Raw genomic sequence first — 19,316 nt, 5'->3', positions numbered from 1 at the left:
GGGAGGGTGTCGTCTGTGGATGTGAAACGGTTCAAGAAGCATTATCCGGGAACGAGGATTGAGAAAAATCCGTTCGTGCCTGAGAGAGACATGCTGTATTTTTATGAAGATCCTTATTATATCGGCGTTCCTTGCCGCTGTCTGACAGATCGTGAGCAAGCCATGCTCAAGACCTTGCTGAGTCAGGAAATTCCTCCGAAAGTTTCCGAACGGGCCCGTCTGTGGTATGATGTGCTTTTCAATGGGAAAGTGCTGGAACATCCTGACCGGTCGGTAAAAATCAGAATGATCCAGTTTCGGGTCGCCGGCAGTCTCTCGCAAAGTGATCTGTCGGAATGGCGGGAGGCGCTTGAAGCTTTTTTTAAACCATCAGCCTGCTTTATTTATTTATCTTCAAAACAGGGGTTAATTATCGAAGAACAGATGTCGGTTTCAGAGGAGTCACTCCGCGCCATCGCCAATACGTTGGAAAATGATTTCTCGGTTAAATCCCATTTTCAGATCGGCTTGCGCTATCCTGTTTCCGAATGGCTTCCAGAAGCGTATCGGGAAGAAAATCAATTATTCCGCCAGCATATTGCCGGTTCCGGCTCCAAAGAAGTTACAAGTGTCGAATCCAATTTTTTCACCTTGCTCAAACCCTTGGCAAACGAATGGGCTATTCTTGGAGAGTCTCGTGCGATGATTGCGGAAGATACAAGCTGGATTTCCATTATCAGAGCTCTGTGGAACAATCAGGGCAACGTCAGCCTTGCGGCAAAGCATCTGTTCATGCATCGGAACACGCTGCATTACCGGATCGACAAGTTTTACGAACTGACCGGGATTTCGTTGAAAAAAATGGACGGACTGACGATAGCCTATCTGTCAACGTTGTAAGAATCGGAGAAAGAAAGATCCCCGGCAGGCAGTTCCGGGGATCCCTTTTTAGGTTCGGCTGCTTAGCCGGCAGTCAGGCATTTTTCAGTTTCTGGGTCAAAGAAGTGCGTCTTATTGACATTGAAGGACAGCGTAATCTTGTCGAGGGCGTGATAAGGGTTTCGGGCGTCAACGCGGGCAATGAAAGGATGGCTGCCGACTTTAGAATGTAGTATGAACTCCGCACCGGTCAGTTCTGCGATAACGATCTCCGCATGAATCACGCTTTTGGGATTGGACTCGATAGCCACAGGTTCATCGTGAATATCTTCAGGGCGGATCCCCATAATAATCGGCTTGTCGATAAACGCCTTGCTGCGAAGTGTCTTCAGTTTTCCTTCGGGAATCTCCAGATCGATATCGTCGCCTTTAAAATGATTGCCTTCCAATCGGCCATGGAAGAAGTTCATAGGCGGCGAGCCGATAAAACCGCCGACAAACAGGTTGGCCGGATTGTCATAAACTTTTTTAGGTGTGCCGACCTGCTGGATGATCCCGTCTTTCATGATGACGATACGGGTTGCCATGGTCATTGCTTCCGTCTGATCATGGGTGACGTAGATCATGGTTGCCTTAAGATTCTGATGCAGCTTTCCGATTTCCGAACGCATCTGAACGCGCAGTTTGGCGTCAAGATTTGACAGTGGTTCATCCATTAGGAAGACCTTGGCGTCACGTACAATCGCCCGTCCCAGAGCGACACGCTGCCGCTGTCCGCCTGACAGCGCTTTTGGTTTCCGGTCGAGGTAATCTTTAATGCCGAGAATTTCGGCGGCATGTTCAACACGGTTCTTGATCTCGTTTTTTGGAACTTTGCGCAGCTTCAGTCCGAAGGCCATATTGTCATAGACGGTCATGTGCGGATATAGGGCGTAGTTTTGAAAAACCATGGCAATATCACGATCTTTTGGCGCGACATCGTTCATTTTTTTACCGTCAATGTACAGTTCACCCTTTGAAATTTCTTCCAGACCGGCGATCATCCGCAGCGTGGTGGATTTGCCGCATCCGGATGGGCCGACGAAGACAATGAATTCCTTATCGGCAATGTCCAGATTAAAATCGGACACGGCGGTCACATTATGATCATAAACTTTGTACATATGTTTTAAAGACAACTCGGCCATTTTTTCATTCCTCCTTCTTATTGAATAACACCATTATAATGAAAACGCTATCATTTTTATATGGCCGAATGCTGTTGAAATGACTCCGGGTTTTGTGCAGAATGCCGAACCTGTACCAAGCGATTGAAAGTCCGCACATTACTCTTTATAGTTTTCTATCGCTGATCATTTTCGAGTAGTTTTTGAATGAGCGGCAGAAGGTCGTCCCATTGAGACGATGACACCTTATTCACCGTTATAAAATCGTTAATGCCGAACAGGCTGTCTACGCCTTCAACAGCAATCAGCTGCGCGAGCAGTTCGGAGTCAGGCGTATCCCCTTTTTTGACTTCGATCCGTTTTTTAAAAAGCGGGGCGGTAAAAGTGAATTTTATCGCGTTCGGGTTAGGTGTTGCGCTTGATTTGAACGGCATGATTCCGGTCCCTTCTATTATAATTGGCGACGCCTCTTTAATGGATCGTGCCGTACTATTATAACATGGCGGTCCTCATCGGGACAGAGGAGGGGGATAAGAGACGTGACCGGGATAATGCCCGTCCTGATGCAGCGTTAAAGATGAAATCCCGGAGGCAATCGGTTATACTGTAAAAGATCAGGATCAAGGAAGGAGGAGTCTCAATGCCTGAGAATGAGAAGGATGAATTGAAAGACCGGGTGCTTGAAGCACTGGAAGATGTCATTGATCCGGAACTTGGCGTTGATATTGTCAATTTGGGCCTTGTATATGGAGTGGATATAGATGAAGAAAATAACGTCGTTGTCACGATGACTTTGACCTTCATGGGCTGTCCGCTTTCCGCGTCGCTTTCCTACGACGTGAAACGCGCGCTTGGAGAAATTGAAGAAGTAAAGGAAGTCGAAGTGAATTTTGTCTGGGATCCGCCGTGGACGAAGGAGCGGATGTCCCGATACGCAAGAATAGCTTTAGGACTTTCCGAGTGAAGCATCCCGCTGACGGGGTGCTTTTTTCCTTTATCAATCATGATCCTGTAGCAAAAAGCATAATCTTTCTTTAGTGCAATTTGAAGGGCGGGAGAAAGACGTATGGAACGGGCGCTAATTTTCGGCGGGCTGTCGCCGCAGGGATTTCCGCTTTCGGAAGTTCTAATGGAAAAAGGCTTGCAAGTAATCTCGCTGAGTACCGCTTTAAATGAAGATGAAAAACAATCCGAGGAAGAGAGAGAATTTTTTCTAGGCAGAAATTCTCTTTTCCGGGTCGTAAAGGCTGTTCCTGCGGAGCCGTTTGATTATCTGTTTTTGGCGGATACCATTCGGACCTCTCCCGCCGACAAGATCCGCCTTAAAGAAAGATGGAATAGAATGTTTTTTCCGTACAAATTAGCCGGGGCGAAATCGTTCGTCTTTTTGTCATCTCTTGAGATTTGCGGAGGCGAAGAAGGGAGACTGTCGGAAACGATGTCCACGCATCCCCGAACAGCTATAGGAAAAGCCGCAGACGAGATGGAGGCATGCTTTGCCCGTGAACTGAGCAGGGCTGGCGATATCAAAGCGGTCATCTTTCGGACCGACCTTGAGAACTTTGCGGACAGGCGAAAGGGACGGAGAATCGCAGAACTGATGTCGGAACTTGCTTTCGCCGATTTCCCGGGTTTAGAGGTCATTCATTTTATTGACGGTCCAGAGGGGGACACGACATTGAACCGCAAGATAAAAGCAATTTTACGAGGAAAGGTCAGCTGGCTCTGACTCCTGAATCCATTTAATAAAAAGCAAAAAAATCAAGACGAACAGTCGTCTCGATTTTTTAGTATCCAGAATGATTTTCAATCGGGACCGGAAAGATCAAGGCCGTTTGAAAAATTTCAGCAGCGGGGACAACTGTTTCACCGCGGGAGCTGTCTGCTTGATGACGGTGACAAGCTGTGTCGCTCCGTTCATCATTTTTCCAGTATCGAAATGTCCGTTCGGATCGAGAAACGGTTTGAGAAAACCGGGACGCTGGGGCGGCTGCGTGCCGCTTGCCTGCCAGCTGTTGTTCTGATAAAATTCATGTGGCGGCTGAACCGGAGGCCGCTGAGAGCCAAACATGAAATGTGTAAAGGGATCAAACTCACCATCTCTTCTGTTCGGACCGTATTGTACCAAGAATCTCACTCCTTTTGTATTGATCATTTCACGGTAATCAGAACTTTTGACACTGCATTTTATGCCGCAGCAAGGCAACAGGTGATGCTCATCAGCCCGGGTCGGAATTTATGCACGTTTGTGCCGAGACGGGAATCGGAAGCGGGCGGATACCCGGATTGTTAGACAAAGGGTAATTGTAGTATTATATTGTTACCAAGTCATTATATATACTGTTAAGATCTGAGAGGAGAATTGCGGATGTCCGCAGGAATACTGGGAATTGGAAAGTACATTCCCGAGCGTGTGCTCACAAATTTTGATCTGGAAAAAATGATGGATACTTCAGATGAATGGATTCGAACAAGAACTGGGATCGAGGAAAGAAGAATCGCCGATGACAAGACAAACACTTCCGATATGGCTTTCATGGCTGCCGAGAAAGCGATCGAAAATGCCGGACTGAAGGCATCGGACATCGACATGATTCTGGTCGCAACGGTGACACCGGATCAGCCTTTTCCCACTGTCGCCTGCATGCTTCAGGACCGGCTTGGAGCCAGGCATATACCGGCTATGGACATCAGCGCCGCGTGCTCAGGGTTCATCTACGGCATGGTGACGGCTAAACAATTTATTGATTCGGGCACTTATAAGCATATTCTCGTAGTCGGCGTGGAAAAATTGTCAGGGATTACAAACTGGGAGGATCGGACGACGGCCGTGCTTTTTGGGGATGCCGCCGCCGCCGCCGTGCTTGGACCCGTATCCGAAGGAAGAGGAATCCTTTCTTTTGAGCTTGGATCAGATGGAAGCGGCGGAAAAAATTTGTATCAGGATGGAAACATCATCAAGATGAACGGCCGGGAAGTGTTTAAATTTGCCGTACGGCAGATGGGCGAGTCGGCAGTCCATGTCGTTGAAAAAGCTGGCCTGAAAAAAGAGGACATCGATTTTCTGATTCCCCATCAGGCAAATATACGGATCATGGAGGCTTCGAGAGAAAGACTGGGTATTCCCGAAGAAAAGATGATTAAGACGATTCAAAAGTATGGGAATACATCGGCTTCCTCCATTCCGCTTGCCCTTACGGATGCCCTGGAGAACGGGGTCGTCAAAGACGGCGATCTCATCGTCATGGTCGGCTTCGGCGGCGGCCTGACTTGGGGTGCCCTGACTTTACGGTGGGGGAAATAACAGATTTACAATCTATAATATTTTAAGGCATATACGGTTTAAACGTTACCTGTTCTGCTTTATGATTTTACTGGTTAAAGGAGAGAACGCAATGATGAGAAGAGTCGTCGTTACCGGGCTAGGTGCAGTGACACCTCTTGGCAATGATGTGGCAACTACGTGGGAAAACGCAGTTGCCGGAAAGTCCGGCATTGATATCGTTACGCGTGTTAATCCTGATGATTTTCGCGCTAAAGTGGCAGGCGAAGTGAAAGATTTCGACCCTGAGGTTTTTATCGACAGGAAAGAGGTCCTGAGGATGGACCGCTTTGCCCAGTTTGCGGTCGCTGCCTCGAAAATGGCAGTCAAAGATGCGGATTACACAATAGATGATTCAAATGCTTATCGTACCGGTGTCTGGATCGGCTCGGGCATTGGCGGGATGGAAACTTACGAAAAAGAATTGCGAACGGCGATCGAAAAAGGCTACCGCCGTGTCAGCCCCTTTTTTGTTCCGATGATGATTCCAGATATGGCTTCCGGCCAGGTCTCTATCTTATTGGGGACAAAGGGTGTCAATTCCTGCACGGTTACGGCCTGCGCGACAGGAACCGATTCAATCGGAAATGCATATAAAATGATTCAGCGCGGTGACAATGATGCGATTCTATGCGGCGGATCTGAAGCGCCTCTGACCAACATGTCGTTTGCCGGATTCAGTTCTTCCCGCGCCTTGTCGACAAACCCTGACCCGAAAACAGCTTGCCGGCCGTTCGATAAAAACCGTGATGGTTTTGTTATGGGTGAAGGCGCAGGGGTACTGCTGCTTGAATCCCTCGAATCAGCTGTCAAACGCGGCGCAAAAATTTATGCTGAAGTGGCCGGTTACGGCGTGACAAGTGATGCCTATCATGTCACAGCACCCGATCCGGACGGGACAGGTGCGATCCGTGCGATGAAAATGGCGCTTGAAGACGGAGAACTGTCGACCGATCAGGTGGACTACGTCAACGCGCACGGGACAAGCACGAAAATGAATGATTCATCCGAAACCAAAGCGGTTAAAGCGGTGTTCGGCGATCACGCATACCGGCTTGCCATCAGCTCTACTAAATCGATGACCGGACACCTGCTTGGCGCTTCCGGCGGAGTTGAAGCGATTCTGTCCGTCAAAGCGATTGCAGAAGGCGTCATTCCGCCAACGATTAATTACGAAACTCCTGATGAGGAATGTGATCTCGATTACGTCACCAATGGTGCTGTCAGGCGAACTGTAAATGTCGCTATGAGCAATTCTTTTGGATTCGGGGGACACAATGCGACCCTCGTTTTCAAGAAATACGAAGCCTGAATGGAATTAATTAATAAAAAAGACGAAAGCATCATTTTTGCCCGGAGGTGACTCCGGGTTTTTTGTTCTATAAGAAAGTATAGAATTTTTAAGGATTATCAGTATAAGCGACCGAACAAATCGCCGCGTCCTGCGGCATGTTCGACATTAGGCCATCCTGGCCGTCACAACTAAGGCAACGCCCATACCAAGGGCTTGGCGAAGCCAAGTTTTCTAATATATAAAATTTTTAATGATTATAGCATAAGCTGCCGAACCTAGGCGCCGCACCCTGCGATATGTTCGGCGTTTGGCCGTCCTGTTCTCCGCAACTAAGTCAAACGCCTGCGCCTAAGGCTTGCCGAAGCCAAGTTCTAAGGGGGTGGTGCGGACAGAAGATCACGAGAATAGAATGGGATGGACGAGCATAGAGATAATCAAAGAACAAATTCCGGATGTTGAAAAATAGCGCGGAGTCAGAATAAAATCTTTTATCGATGACCATAATGTTTTCAAATCAAAAAAGAGGGGACGAAGCGTTCATGGAGATCATCAGCGATGTCTGGGTCAATTGGTTTGAAGGCGAAGAAAATAGCTACAATGTCTGCGAGTTTTACGAATGGCGCAAGCACGATTTTATCGAATTGCTGGATCAGGTTCCGCTCGTCAAAATAGAAAAATCTCTGTTCGACTACATTGAAAATGACTTGCAGGATTTACCTGGGGATTTGCTGAAGGATGTGCGGAACAAGAGTGTCATCTGCAAGAATAACCAGCGGGAGATCATTGAATACTGTTTCTTGGCGACAGACGGGGAACGCTGTCTTGCCGCGGACACGCTGGGTTATGCGATACCCGTCCGAAAAAGCAGACTGATACCTCGTCAGGAAAACCTAATCCTTGAAAAGGCGGAACAAATGACAGCCGCTCAGTATCCGATTCCGCATGGAGGAAACTGTAAAGCTTATCATCTGCTTTCCTTGAATCCCGCCCTGATGGTCGGACTGACAAGAAAAGAACGCCAAGTGAAGCAGCTTCTGTTTATGGCGCTTGATCAGCTGCATTCGACAGGCAGCGTAGAAGAGATGCGTTATTGGTACACGGAGTGGTTTCCCACACAATATACCGAAAGCCGGCGGATGAGTTTCGAAGAGGCTTGGAACGGGCTCGTTGAAGGAATGAAACAAGGATGGTCGGAAAAACACAGCGACATTTGTGAGCGTTTGATTAAAGGACAATCCTATTTTGAAAAACTGTGGGACTTGGAACACGGCCCGAAAGTTCAGTAATCCCAAGATAGGGAAGGGTTAAATCCAGGCAGTTGATTAAACGTGTCTTGGATGATCGGAATAGAATAGAAGTTTCTATCAACCGGGCATGGATGAGCCCGGTCCTTTACTTTTTCTGGAAAATATGAAAATCGGAGGTACGGTCTGACCCCGCTGATCACAGGGAATGGTGTGTTGAACATCAAGTGAACCAGGCGGATCGTTTCTATATCAGGAATTGAATGCCAAAAAGCTGAGAAACGATTCGCGACGACTGATAAAATCGAGCTGACGACCGATAAAAGCCCGCAACGGCCGGTAAACAGCGCGCGACGACTGATAATTGTGGTGACGACCGATAAACAGCGCGCGACGACTGATAAAATCGAGCTGACGACCGGTAAACAGCGCGCGACGACCGATAAAATCGAGCTGACGACCGGTAAACAGCGCGCGACGACTGATAATTGTGGTGACGACCGATAAACAGCGCGCGACGACCGGTAAAATCGAGCTGACGACCGATAAACAGCGCACGACGACTGATAAAATCGAGCTGACGACCGGTAAACAGCGCGCGACGACTGATAATTGTGGTGACGACCGATAAACAGCGCGCAATGACCGATAAAGTCAAGGTGACGACCGATAAACAGCGCGCGACGACTGATAAAATCGAGCTGACGACCGATAAACAGCGCACGACGACTGATAATTGTGCTAACGACCGATAAACAGCGCGCGACGACTGATAATTGTGGTGACGACCGATAAACAGCGCACGACGACTGATAAAATCGAGCTGACGACCGGTAAACAGCGCGCGACGACTGATAATTGTGGTGACGACCGATAAACAGCGCACGACGACTGATAAAATCGAGCTGACGACCGGTAAACAGCCTGCAACGACCGGTAAACAGCCTGAAGATTGGTTAATTGGACGCCGGGTTTAGGGTTGGATATAGTCAGTTTCTTTTCGCAAGTCCGTAAAATTGTATTATTTTTTTGTCCGCGTTTTCAGTTTAATGAATTCGAAATTTTCTCTTCCATTATTATAAAAAGTGCAAAAAAAGCGGAGCAGTCAAATCATGCTCCGCTTTATTGCCTGTTACCGGCAAATTAATGTCTGCTGATTCGTCCGATGCCCAGCGCCTTTTCTGCCTTTTTCAGTGTTTGCTGGGCGATATCGTAGGCTCTCTCAGCGCCTTCATCGAGAACCTCGTCCAGTTCAGATGATTCAATCAGATTATTGTATCGCTCACGGATCGGTCTCAGCGTACCCGAAACAGCTTCGGCAACATCCGTTTTAAATTCGCCGTAGCCTTTGCCCTGATAGGCGTTCACCAGTTCCTCCACGGAGCGGCCGGAACAAATGGAGAAGATATCCAGCAAGTTGGAGATCCCAGGTTTTTTTTCACGGTCGTAGCGGATCTCGGCCTCGTCATCGGTAGTCGCGCCTTTGATTTTTTTGATAATATCCTTTTCACTGTCAAGTGTGAAAATCGTTGCTTTCCTGTTTGTGTCCGATTTGCTCATTTTCTTTTCAGGTTCTGCCAGGGACATGATTCTCGCACCGACTGGAGGAATATAGGGCTCCGGAATGACGAAAACATCTCCGTACTTGTTATTGAAGCGTTCAGCCAGATTCCGGGTCAGTTCAAGATGCTGTTTCTGGTCCGCACCGACCGGGACTAGTTCTGTGTTGTAGAGCAGGATATCTGCGGCCATTAGAGGCGGGTAAGTGAGAAGTCCGGCAGGAACCGAGGTTTTCCCTTTTGATTTATCTTTGAACTGCGTCATTCGCTCAAGCTCACCCATATAGCTGACGCACTGCATGATCCAGCCGAGCTGTGCGTGACAGGGGACTTCCGATTGAATGAAAAGAATGGAGCGCTTTGGATCGATGCCCATTGCAAGATAAAGCGCCGCCAGATTGCGGATGTTCCGCTGTATTTCGCCTGGATCCTGAGGCAGGGTAATAGCGTGTTCATCCACGATGCAGTAAATGCACTCATTACCGTCTTGGAGCGTGACAAAGTTGCGCATCGCGCCTAAATAGTTGCCAAGATGAGGAATCGAGGTCGGCTGTACGCCGGAAAAAATTTTAGCCAAAATGTTCACCTTCCTGTGATTTACGGATATGATCGGAAAAAGTACCTGTGTTAAAAAAATGTATAAAAAAAGCCCTTCATCCCAAAGGGACGAAAAGACCGTGGTGCCACCCTAATTATTCCCGAATGATCTCAGGAACATCTCTGCCTGATTTTACAGCTTTGCTGCCAATCAGTTCCGCTTTAACGGGCGGAACACGTCAATTCCTACTGTTTCATCATAATTGGTGAGGTTTCGGATTGCACTCAAAAGCCCATTCGGCAGCCATCCGCCGCCCGGTTCGCAGCTTCTCCGGGCTCTCTTCGGACTTCTTGCTGCCTACTCTTCTTCATCATCGTTTTCAGATTTAACTGTGCCGCAACGGAAAGTTATGTGCGGCTTTCAGTGCCATTAATTATACCCAATCCAAGAAGCAAAAGCAAATAACACAGAGCGGCTTTCCAAGGAAGAGTCGACAAATCTATTAAATGAAAACAGACAAAACCAATGACAGACAGAAAAGGAAAAAACTGATCCAGATGAGAGGCCACGTCAGCGGTGGTCGCTGACCGTCACGTTTCCTGTATTCGGCCAGAGGCGCTTCGGCATCGGCTTCGCCAAGCCGGTTTTTACGGATATCCCTTGAGAATCTTTTGAAACTGTACACAATACCGTCAAAAAATCCTCCATGAATAACAAAAATTACCAATCCTATTGTCAGAAAAACAAGGCTGACAACCGAAAGTGCGTTGATAATCGCTATCAAAGAAAATGGCTGCACGGAAAGAAGCTGCGCAAATAGAGTTAATAATAATTCGACAATTATAATAACAAGATAAGAAATTTGCCGCCTTTTTAATTGAATCTTCATAAGAAACACCTCCAGATTATCATAACGGAGCACTGTTGATCCGGCAACCGGAAGTGTAAGAAATTATGACATATACGAAAAAATTTTTTCACGGGAAAATAGCTTATTTACAAGAAATATAGCAAGCAATCGACACGAGCTGAGCTTTACACACAAAAAAAGAATGCACATTGTGAGAATAACTTGTATAATAGCCCATGTAGGTTAATTCCGTCTTCTAAGGAGACCGAAGAATTTTCCAAAAAAAAGATAATATTTATGGGGAGGTCATTGCTTTATGAGGAGTAAGGCAAAATGGTCGTTAGTGCTATCATTTGTTTTGGCACTAAGCCTTGTGCTTTCCGCTTGCGGAAGCTCAAGCAGCAGCGGCAGCAGTGGCAGCAGCAATACGCTGGCCAAAAATCAAGTGTTGAATTTAGCCATCAGTCAGGATATTCCGACGCTTGATCCGACTCAGGCTACGGATACCACATCAACCAACGCAATCGATGAGATGATGTCCGGACTGACAAGAATGCACAACGACAAGTATGAGTGGGATCTTGCGGCGGGCTCACCGAAAGTCAGTGCAGACAAAAAGACGATTACGTTCACGCTCCGCGACTCTAAATGGTCCGACGGCAAGCCGGTAACGGCACAGGACTTTGTTTACGGCTGGCAGCATCAGAACGATCCGGCTGCAAAACCGCAATATAATTATTTGTTTGCTTCGACAGGTATCAAAAATGCGGCAGCTATCGAAGATCCGACAAACAAAGCAATGTATGGCAAGTTCCAACAATTGGGTGTCAAGGCGCTTGACAGCAAAACGCTTCAAGTAACGCTGGATGAACCGATGCCTTCGTTCTTCTACAGCATTCTATCCCAGGCGCAGTTCCTACCTCAGCGCGAAGATTTTGTTAAAGCACAGGGCAAGAACTATGCAGCAGGACCTCAAAATCTTCTCTACAACGGACCTTTTAAACTGACATCCTGGAATAAAGGTGTAGGCTGGACCTATAAGAAAAATCCGGATTACTGGAACGCAAAGTCAATCAAACTTCAAACGGTTAATTTCCAGGTTCAGAAAGACATTGGAACTGAAGTTAACCTGTACAAAACGGGTAAGATCGATACGGCCTTCACTCTGACAGGCGACTATGTCACTTCAATGAAACAAAGCAATCCGAGCGATCTCAAAAACAACCTGACTTCAGGAACGTTCTTCCTCTACATCAATCAGAAGACAAACAAAAACCTGGCGAACCTGAATCTGCGTAAGGCACTTAATGCGGCTATCGACCGCAACAGCTTTGTGAAGGTTCTCTTTAACAACGGATCAATTGGATCGAACTTTGTTGTTCCTAAGGGCTTTACAAAGGGTCCCGACGGCAAAGATTTCCGCGGAGGCAATCCGGTCGACGGGTTCCCTGCGGGCAATGCTTCCAACGCAAAAACGTATTGGAACAAAGCGAAACAGGAACTGGGCATCAAGACTTTGAACCTGAACTTCCTGAGCCCGGATACCGCTCAATACAAGCAATGGGATCAATACCTTGCAAACCAGATTGAAAAGAATCTGCCGGGTGTTACGGTGACAATCAACCAGCAGCCATGGTCGAACTACCTGCAGCTGAATCAGTCGTTTAAATTTGATCTTGCATTCAGCGGCTGGTTCCCTGATTATCAGGATCCGATGACTTATCTCGATATGTGGACGACCGGCAATCCGCAAAACACGACCGGATGGTCAAACAAGACGTTTGATGATCTGATTACTGCCGCCAAGGCTGAAACCGGTCAGCCGCAGAAACGCTGGAACGATATGCTTAAAGCAGAAAAAGTCATGATGGCCGACTATCCGATCGTTCCGGTTTACCAAGAAGGTACTGCCTGGGCACAGAAGCCATATGTAAAAGGGTTGGAACTGCCTTCTTACGGCCCTCAATATGATTTTTCACAAGCTTATATACTCCAACATTAAGGTGAGTATGTGCAACTCTCAAAATGTCAGTAAAATTTTTGTGGGAGGAGAGTATATGTCGGTTCCGGCATATACTCTCTTTTCAATTAAAATCTGTTTATGTAGAAAATTATATGATTTATGAATAATTGTTGTACCGACTATTCTGGAACAAAGCATAGATATATCAAAAAACAGGAGGAAATGGACCAATGGGACGATATGTCTTGAAACGGATCGGATACATGTTCGCCACTTTGTATGTGGTCATTACGCTGACCTTTCTGTCGATGAAATTGCTGCCTGGAACTCCGTTCAAAAACGCCAATCGACTTTCTCCCGTTCAGCTTAACCAGTTGAAACACTTTTACGGGCTGGATCAGCCGATTCCCGTTCAATATGTGAAATACATGTGGAATTTTATCCATGGAGATATGGGCGGGTCTTTTCAATTCGGCATGCAGCCGGTTTCACAGCTCCTTATGGCTAAATTCCCCGTCTCGCTCGATCTTGGATTTGAAGCGATTATTGTTGGGACATTATTAGGTATTCTTCTCGGTATTGTCGCGGGCCTGCATCGCGGCAAAGCACTCGACTGGGGAACAATGGCCGTTTCAATTTTCGGAATCTCCATTCCATCATTTATTTTTGCAGGAATATTGCAGTATCTGTTTGGCGTTCAGGTGCGCTGGTTTCCGGTTGCCGGATGGAGCGGTTTTGCTTCGCATGTTCTGCCGGTAATTTCACTCGCGGTTTATGTACTTGCTCTAGTAGCAAGATTCATGCGATCGGAAATGGTTGAGGTCATGAGTCAGGACTATATTGTGACGGCAGAGGCAAAGGGATTGTCCACTTCTGCCGTTGTCTTTAAGCATGCCGTGCGTAATGCGCTCATACCTGTTATAACAATTCTTGGCCCTCTGACAGCCATGATTATTACGGGGTCGCTCGTTGTTGAGGAAATTTTCGGCATACCGGGAATTGGTGCCCAGTTCGTGGATTCTGTTGTGACCAATGATTATCCGATGATCATGGGAACGACGGAGCTGTACGCTGCTCTCTTTATTATCACCATGCTCATTGTCGATATACTTTATGGAATTATTGATCCGAGAATCCGTTTGTCAGAAGGAGGGCAATCCTGATGGCGATGTCAAATGAAGAACTGACAAAAGAATTGTTTACACCCGCCGATATCAGTCATGCGGCAAGCGAGAAGCTTTCCAGTGAAGTGGTCAGCGCCTGGAAGGACGCATTTCGCCGTTTATTCCGGAATAAAGGTGCCATGATATCACTTGTTATTCTAATCATCATCATCGGGATGTCTATCATTGGGCCGATGACGAGCAAGTACAGCGCTGATGACCAGAGTCTGATACGCTCCAATCTGCCCCCGAAGGTAACCGCATTGTCCTGGCTGCCGTTTCTTAACGGAAAGGAAAATGGGGTTGACATGTATCAGGAACGTGGGGTAAAGCAGGACTTTTGGTTTGGGACGGACACGCTCGGAAGAGATCAATGGACAAGAACGTGGGACGGTACGCGAATTTCTTTGCTTATCGCCCTGATTGCCGCACTTGCCGACATGTTCATTGGTGTGGTTTATGGAGGAATTTCCGGATATTTCGGCGGCGCGATTGACAACGTCATGCAGCGTATTGTAGAAATCATCTCAGGCATACCGTATCTTGTTTGGGTCATTTTGCTCATCTTAATCCTTCAGCCCGGATTGCTGACCATCACGATCGCAATTCTGGCGACCAACTGGATTGCGATGTCGCGTATTGTCCGAGGGGAGATGCTTAAGTTCAAAAATCAGGAGTTTGTGCTTGCTTCAAGAACGCTCGGCGCCGGCAATGGCCGAATAATCTTCCGCCACCTGATCCCCAATTCACTGGGTATGATTATCGTCAATACGATGTTTTCAGTACCAAACGCCATTTTCTTTGAGGCATTTCTCAGTTTCATCGGGCTCGGAATCCGTGATCCGCAGGCTTCGCTCGGTTCCCTGCTGAGCAGCGCTTACACGGTTCTGCAACTTCATCCTTATCAGACATTGTATCCCGGACTGGTGATCAGTCTTCTGCTGATCTGCTTCAATATTCTTGGCGACGGATTACGAGACGCGTTTGATCCAAAATTACGGCGTTAATCAGGAGGTGAGAAAATGGGTAATTTACTCGAAATTAAAAATTTAAATGTTCAATTTGACATTTTTGGTGCTCATGTTCAGGCTGTTCGTGGGGTCAGCTTTGAGCTTAATGTGGGAGAGACACTGGCCATTGTCGGTGAATCGGGTTCGGGAAAATCCGTGACATCCAAAGCGATCATGGGACTGATTCCGAATCCTCCGGGAAAGATTACATCGGGGGAAATATTTTTTGACGGAAGCGACCTCGTTAAATATAGCCAGAAACAAATGCAGAAAATCAGGGGAAAAGACATTTCCATGATTTTTCAGGATCCGATGACCGCCCTGAATCCGACCATGAAGATTGGAAAGCAGATTATGGAGGGCCTGATCAAGCATCAGAATCTCTCAAAGAACGAGGCGAAAACCAAAGCAGCGGAACTTCTGAAACTGGTCGGCATCCCGAACCCGGACAAACGTTTGGATGAATATCCCCATCAGTTTTCCGGCGGTATGAGGCAGCGTGTGGTGATTGCGATCGCACTGGCCTGCAATCCGAAAATTCTGATTGCCGACGAACCGACAACCGCGCTGGATGTCACGATTCAGGCCCAGATTCTTGACCTGATGCGCGACATTCAGAAAAAGACCGGTACGGCGATTATTCTGATCACTCATGATCTGGGGGTTGTTGCCAACCTCGCGCAGCGCGTAGCCGTCATGTACGGAGGAAAGATCGTTGAAACCGGAACGCTTGAAGAAATCTTTTATAATCCGAAACATCCGTATACTTGGGGGCTGCTTTCCTCGATGCCTAAGCTGCATGCGAAGACAGACAAACTGCTGGCCATCCCAGGGACTCCACCCGATTTAAGCGATCCACCGAAAGGATGCCCGTTTGCTCCGAGATGTCCTCATGCGATGAAGGTATGTGTGGATCACATGCCGGATTACACGAAGCTGTCGGCAACGCAGAAAACAGCCTGCTGGCTGCTTGATGAACGGGCGCCGAAAGTCGATCCGCCGGCAACGATAGGTGTAGGGGGAGAATAACACATGGATGAATCAAGAGAAAAGCTTCTTCAGGTTAAAAATCTGAAAAAATATTTCAAGGTCTCCAGAAAAGACACACTGAAAGCAGTCGACGACGTGACGTTCGATGTATATAAAGGCGAGACATTCGGCCTTGTAGGGGAATCAGGCTGCGGGAAGTCAACGACAGGACGAACGATCATCCGTCTGTATGAACCGACAGAAGGGGAAGTTCTTTTTGACGGCGAAGAAATCGGCGGTAAACTTTCCACTAAAGCGAAGAAAAATCTGAGCAGGCGTATGCAGATGATTTTCCAGGATCCATACGCATCTTTGAATCCGAGGATGATGGTTAAGGATATTATCGCAGAGGGGCTCGATATTCATCATCTTGTCAAATCGGATAAGGAAAGAATGGATCGTGTCTATCATTTGCTGGAGACAGTCGGACTCAACCGCGAACATGCCAATCGGTATCCTCATGAATTCAGCGGCGGACAAAGGCAAAGAATTGGTATTGCCAGGGCACTCGCCGTTGATCCGGATTTTATCATCGCTGATGAACCGATCTCAGCGCTTGACGTATCGATTCAGGCACAGGTCGTCAACCTTCTTCAGGAGTTACAGGAACAACAAGGTCTGACCTTCTTGTTCATCGCCCATGATCTTTCGATGGTCAAGCATATCAGCGACCGCGTGGGCGTCATGTACCTGGGCAATATGGCGGAACTCGCACCAAGCGATGAGCTTTATGATCATCCGCTTCATCCCTATACACAGGCGTTGCTGTCGGCAATCCCTGTGGCTGATCCGAAAGTTGAACGTACCCGCGAACGAATCATTCTTCAAGGGGATGTGCCGAGTCCGGTTGATCCTCCGAGCGGCTGCCGATTCCGGACGCGATGCCCTTTCGCCATGGAAATCTGCGCCAAAGCCAGGCCGAAGTGGCATGAAGCGGGAAAAGGGCATTGGGTATCCTGCCATCTTCATGATGATGGATTAAAAAAATAAATGAAATGAGAAAATAGCAGGGCATACAGATGTTAACGAAAAAGAACAGGCCAATGGACGAAATTCTCTATTGGCCTGTTCTTTTCAATTTCGGTATTTGCCGGCTATATGGATCAAGTAGAGCAAAATGGTTAGGACAAGAAGGATGTCAATCAGCAAATCGCTGAACAGATGAAAATAGTACCGCAAAATAATCGCTCCGGTAAGAACGCCTGCAGCAAACATAGTTAGTCGGCGCATCATTCGCGAAGTCATCCTCTCAAATAAAATTTTCACTTTTGCAATCATGACAAGCAAAAAGCTGCATACTTTTTCGCTGCGTTACGTACATTATATAGGAAGGATCCTCTCATCGGACATGCTGAGAGAAAAAAGAGGAAAACAAGGATACAAAACATGTCCGAAATCAGAAGAAGTTATTCGAAAAGCAGTTTCAAATGGAAAGAAGCCAATCGACAATATTCGACGCTTATTGAGAAAATGTGACTGCCTTTGAGAGAAGATCTTTAAGGAACCCTTGACAAGTGCGGCAGGCGGGGTTGACAATAAGAAGAGAAAAAGAAACAATTAGAATGGTGTGGTTGGGCGACCGAGAGAATTTAACACGGTTAAAGGAGGCGAGAACCTGTGAAACCTAAGGATGTTAGGCGCAGGCGTAAACATTCCATCCGGAGATGGCTCAAGGAAACGCTGGGTCAATTGCAGCCAAAATCCAAGGATGCGCCAACAGCAAATCTTAAATTACCTGCGTAACACATAGAAATGAAAGGCATTTCTCACAATAACAATACTTGAGGTTTAGGAGCTTCTTTCGGATCGGGAAGTTCCTTTTTGCTATATAAATACTGTAGGAAAAAACGTTTCAATTGCGGCCGTAAATTGTCGAAAATTAAAGGTGGAAAATGGAGAACAGGAAAATATGGTCTTAAAATGAAGAAAAATGAAAAATTATTTTACTGAAAAAGGGGTATGAAAATTAGAAGTATTATTATATAATAAAATAAGCAACAGAGAATGAGAAGTTGTTATTATCCAAAGGAGGGTGAAAAATGGTCACATTATATACATCTCCAAGCTGCACGTCATGCAGAAAGGCTAAGGCTTGGCTTAAGTCTCATGACATACCTTTCAAAGAACGGAATATCTTCTCAGAACCACTGTCTATTGAAGAAATAAAAGATATTCTTCGGATGACCGAAGATGGAACAGACGAAATCATTTCAACGCGTTCAAAGGCATTTCAGGAGTTGAATATACAGCTTGAAACGATGTCGATTCAAGACTTGTTTGAATTAATCAGAGAAAACCCGGGGTTGCTTCGTCGTCCGATTCTGCTCGATGACAAGCGTCTTCAGGTTGGTTACAATGATGATGAAATACGCCGTTTTCTGCCGAGAAAAGTTCGTACTTTTCAATTGCAGGAAGCCCAGCGGCTGGTTAACTGAGATCCGTTCTGTACAGGTAACGAAAGAACGACAGGGTATCCCGGAAAAAGGGAGTACCCTGTTTTTTATTTGAAGAGCAAGTATCCATTTTAGCAGGCTCAGGCAAATCTATTAATTAGTTTGAATGTTTAAGACTTTCCGGTCATCCGGTTAGAAGAAAATAGATTGGATAGCCAGCCTAAAGCAACCACTGAGACGATCAACAGCGGAGAAAAATAAAACATCAGTTTTTGATAGTTCATGAAAAAGGGTTGGAGCATAGGTTCACCCAAAATCATTTCCGATGCCGTGTAAACAAGTACACCTCCGCCTACATAAATGAGAAGCGGGAGATGCTCCATAGCAATAAGGATCAGTTTACTTCCCCAGACGATAATCGGAACTGAGAAGAACAGCCCGACGGCAATGAAACCAATGTGTCCTTTGGATGCTCCAGCTATCGCGAGCATGTTGTCCAGGCCCATGACAACGTCCGCAAAGACAATCGTGCGTACGGCAGTAAAAAGAGACGTTCCTGCTTTGACATCATGCTTCTCTTCCTTGTTTGTAATCAGACGGAGGGCAATAAGGATCAGAAAAACACCGCCAGCCAGCAGAAGATAGGGGATATTCAGAAGAGAAACAACCATGGCCGTCAATCCGATCCTGAGTATGACGGCCAGACCGGTTCCAATGAATATAGCCCGGTTTCTCTGTCTCTCAGGGAGTCTCCGGCATGCGAGCGCAATCACAACCGCGTTATCGCCTCCGAGGATAATGTCAATGATAATAATTTTCAGGATGGAGATCAGGATGCCGAGATCAAAGGACATACAAGAAAACCCCTTTCGTCTGTTCCGTTTCAGCTTATGCGGACTTGTCCCGGATCATTCCGCAGCTTTTATT

At 46.8% G+C, this 19,316-nt stretch carries 20 protein-coding genes and 1 other annotated feature; of the genes, 12 read left to right on the top strand and 8 right to left on the bottom strand.

What is annotated here, in order from left to right:
* The first annotated feature begins 15 nt into the window (after positions 1–15).
* Positions 16–879 (top strand): helix-turn-helix domain-containing protein, encoded by an 864-nt coding sequence (locus IEX81_RS03840; RefSeq protein WP_188801735.1) that lies wholly within the window; start codon positions 16–18, stop codon positions 877–879.
* 62 nt (positions 880–941) lie between these two features.
* Here the strand turns inward: IEX81_RS03840 and IEX81_RS03835 are convergent, their stop codons facing one another.
* Together IEX81_RS03835 and IEX81_RS03830 are read right to left on the bottom strand one after the other, a co-directional pair.
* The gene (locus IEX81_RS03835; RefSeq protein ID WP_188801734.1) at positions 942–2,045 is read right to left on the bottom strand and encodes an ABC transporter ATP-binding protein; all 1,104 of its coding nucleotides are present in this window, start codon (positions 2,043–2,045) and stop codon (positions 942–944) included.
* 155 nt (positions 2,046–2,200) lie between these two features.
* On the bottom strand, positions 2,201–2,458 hold the full coding sequence (locus tag IEX81_RS03830; RefSeq protein WP_188801733.1) for a NifU N-terminal domain-containing protein: 258 nt from the start codon (positions 2,456–2,458) through the stop codon (positions 2,201–2,203).
* 206 nt (positions 2,459–2,664) lie between these two features.
* Between IEX81_RS03830 and IEX81_RS03825 the strand changes: the two genes are divergently transcribed.
* Together IEX81_RS03825 and IEX81_RS03820 are read left to right on the top strand one after the other, a co-directional pair.
* Positions 2,665–2,988: a metal-sulfur cluster assembly factor gene (locus tag IEX81_RS03825; RefSeq protein ID WP_188801732.1), complete on the top strand. Its 324-nt coding sequence runs from the start codon at positions 2,665–2,667 to the stop codon at positions 2,986–2,988.
* A gap of 102 nt (positions 2,989–3,090) precedes the next feature.
* Entirely contained in the window at positions 3,091–3,753 is a 663-nt protein-coding gene (locus IEX81_RS03820; RefSeq protein ID WP_188801731.1) for an NAD-dependent epimerase/dehydratase family protein, read from the top strand.
* Between the two features lie 96 nt (positions 3,754–3,849).
* On the opposite strand, the gene IEX81_RS03815 is transcribed toward IEX81_RS03820, so the two are convergent.
* Positions 3,850–4,161, bottom strand: coding sequence for a YppG family protein (locus IEX81_RS03815; protein ID WP_229727453.1), 312 nt, complete (start codon positions 4,159–4,161; stop codon positions 3,850–3,852).
* A gap of 231 nt (positions 4,162–4,392) precedes the next feature.
* Here IEX81_RS03815 and IEX81_RS03810 point away from each other — a divergent pair, with 231 nt between their 5' ends.
* The 3 genes from IEX81_RS03810 to IEX81_RS03800 all read left to right on the top strand — a co-directional run bounded on the left by IEX81_RS03810 (position 4,393) and on the right by IEX81_RS03800 (position 7,926).
* Positions 4,393–5,328, top strand: a complete 936-nt coding sequence (locus tag IEX81_RS03810; protein ID WP_188801729.1) for a beta-ketoacyl-ACP synthase III — start codon at positions 4,393–4,395, stop codon at positions 5,326–5,328.
* Positions 5,329–5,419: 91 nt separating this feature from the next.
* Positions 5,420–6,658 carry a beta-ketoacyl-ACP synthase II gene (gene fabF / locus IEX81_RS03805; protein WP_188801728.1) on the top strand — a complete coding sequence of 413 codons (1,239 nt, stop codon included), beginning with the start codon at positions 5,420–5,422 and terminating at the stop codon, positions 6,656–6,658.
* Between the two features lie 521 nt (positions 6,659–7,179).
* Entirely contained in the window at positions 7,180–7,926 is a 747-nt protein-coding gene (locus tag IEX81_RS03800) for a DUF3603 family protein (protein WP_188801727.1), read from the top strand.
* A gap of 205 nt (positions 7,927–8,131) precedes the next feature.
* On the opposite strand, the gene IEX81_RS03795 is transcribed toward IEX81_RS03800, so the two are convergent.
* From IEX81_RS03795 to IEX81_RS03785, 3 genes are all read right to left on the bottom strand, one after another.
* Positions 8,132–8,608, bottom strand: coding sequence for a hypothetical protein (locus IEX81_RS03795; RefSeq protein ID WP_188801726.1), 477 nt, complete (start codon positions 8,606–8,608; stop codon positions 8,132–8,134).
* A gap of 419 nt (positions 8,609–9,027) precedes the next feature.
* Positions 9,028–10,020, bottom strand: a complete 993-nt coding sequence (trpS, locus tag IEX81_RS03790) for a tryptophan--tRNA ligase (RefSeq protein WP_188801725.1) — start codon at positions 10,018–10,020, stop codon at positions 9,028–9,030.
* Positions 10,021–10,102: 82 nt separating this feature from the next.
* Positions 10,103–10,364, bottom strand: a binding site (T-box leader).
* Between the two features lie 119 nt (positions 10,365–10,483).
* Complete coding sequence (locus tag IEX81_RS03785; RefSeq protein WP_188801724.1) at positions 10,484–10,870, bottom strand: DUF3899 domain-containing protein; 387 nt, start codon at positions 10,868–10,870, stop codon at positions 10,484–10,486.
* Positions 10,871–11,147: 277 nt separating this feature from the next.
* On the opposite strand from IEX81_RS03785, the gene IEX81_RS03780 reads away from it, so the two are divergent.
* From IEX81_RS03780 to IEX81_RS03760, 5 genes are all read left to right on the top strand, one after another.
* Complete coding sequence (locus IEX81_RS03780; RefSeq protein WP_188801723.1) at positions 11,148–12,833, top strand: peptide ABC transporter substrate-binding protein; 1,686 nt, start codon at positions 11,148–11,150, stop codon at positions 12,831–12,833.
* A gap of 191 nt (positions 12,834–13,024) precedes the next feature.
* Complete coding sequence (locus tag IEX81_RS03775; protein ID WP_188801722.1) at positions 13,025–13,957, top strand: ABC transporter permease; 933 nt, start codon at positions 13,025–13,027, stop codon at positions 13,955–13,957.
* A complete protein-coding gene (gene opp3C / locus IEX81_RS03770; protein WP_188801721.1) occupies positions 13,957–14,964 on the top strand; it encodes an oligopeptide ABC transporter permease in 1,008 nt (335 codons plus the stop codon). The genes IEX81_RS03775 and opp3C overlap by 1 nt, the downstream gene beginning before the upstream one ends.
* A gap of 15 nt (positions 14,965–14,979) precedes the next feature.
* Positions 14,980–15,996 carry an ABC transporter ATP-binding protein gene (locus tag IEX81_RS03765; protein WP_188801720.1) on the top strand — a complete coding sequence of 339 codons (1,017 nt, stop codon included), beginning with the start codon at positions 14,980–14,982 and terminating at the stop codon, positions 15,994–15,996.
* A 3-nt stretch (positions 15,997–15,999) separates the two neighbouring features.
* Entirely contained in the window at positions 16,000–16,986 is a 987-nt protein-coding gene (locus IEX81_RS03760; protein ID WP_188801719.1) for an ABC transporter ATP-binding protein, read from the top strand.
* A gap of 84 nt (positions 16,987–17,070) precedes the next feature.
* Here the strand turns inward: IEX81_RS03760 and IEX81_RS03755 are convergent, their stop codons facing one another.
* Positions 17,071–17,229: a hypothetical protein gene (locus tag IEX81_RS03755; RefSeq protein ID WP_188801718.1), complete on the bottom strand. Its 159-nt coding sequence runs from the start codon at positions 17,227–17,229 to the stop codon at positions 17,071–17,073.
* A gap of 806 nt (positions 17,230–18,035) precedes the next feature.
* On the opposite strand from IEX81_RS03755, the gene spxA reads away from it, so the two are divergent.
* A complete protein-coding gene (spxA, locus tag IEX81_RS03750) occupies positions 18,036–18,431 on the top strand; it encodes a transcriptional regulator SpxA (protein WP_188801717.1) in 396 nt (131 codons plus the stop codon).
* Positions 18,432–18,559: 128 nt separating this feature from the next.
* Here the strand turns inward: spxA and IEX81_RS03745 are convergent, their stop codons facing one another.
* On the bottom strand, positions 18,560–19,243 hold the full coding sequence (locus tag IEX81_RS03745; RefSeq protein WP_188801716.1) for a TerC family protein: 684 nt from the start codon (positions 19,241–19,243) through the stop codon (positions 18,560–18,562).
* Positions 19,244–19,316 lie beyond the last annotated feature (73 nt).

It is taken from the genome of Sporolactobacillus putidus, from assembly GCF_014647035.1.
GTDB classification, from domain to species: domain Bacteria; phylum Bacillota; class Bacilli; order Bacillales; family Sporolactobacillaceae; genus Sporolactobacillus; species Sporolactobacillus putidus.
The sequence above is the reverse complement of the archived record's forward strand: the minus strand, read 5'-3'. Positions and strand labels throughout refer to the sequence as shown.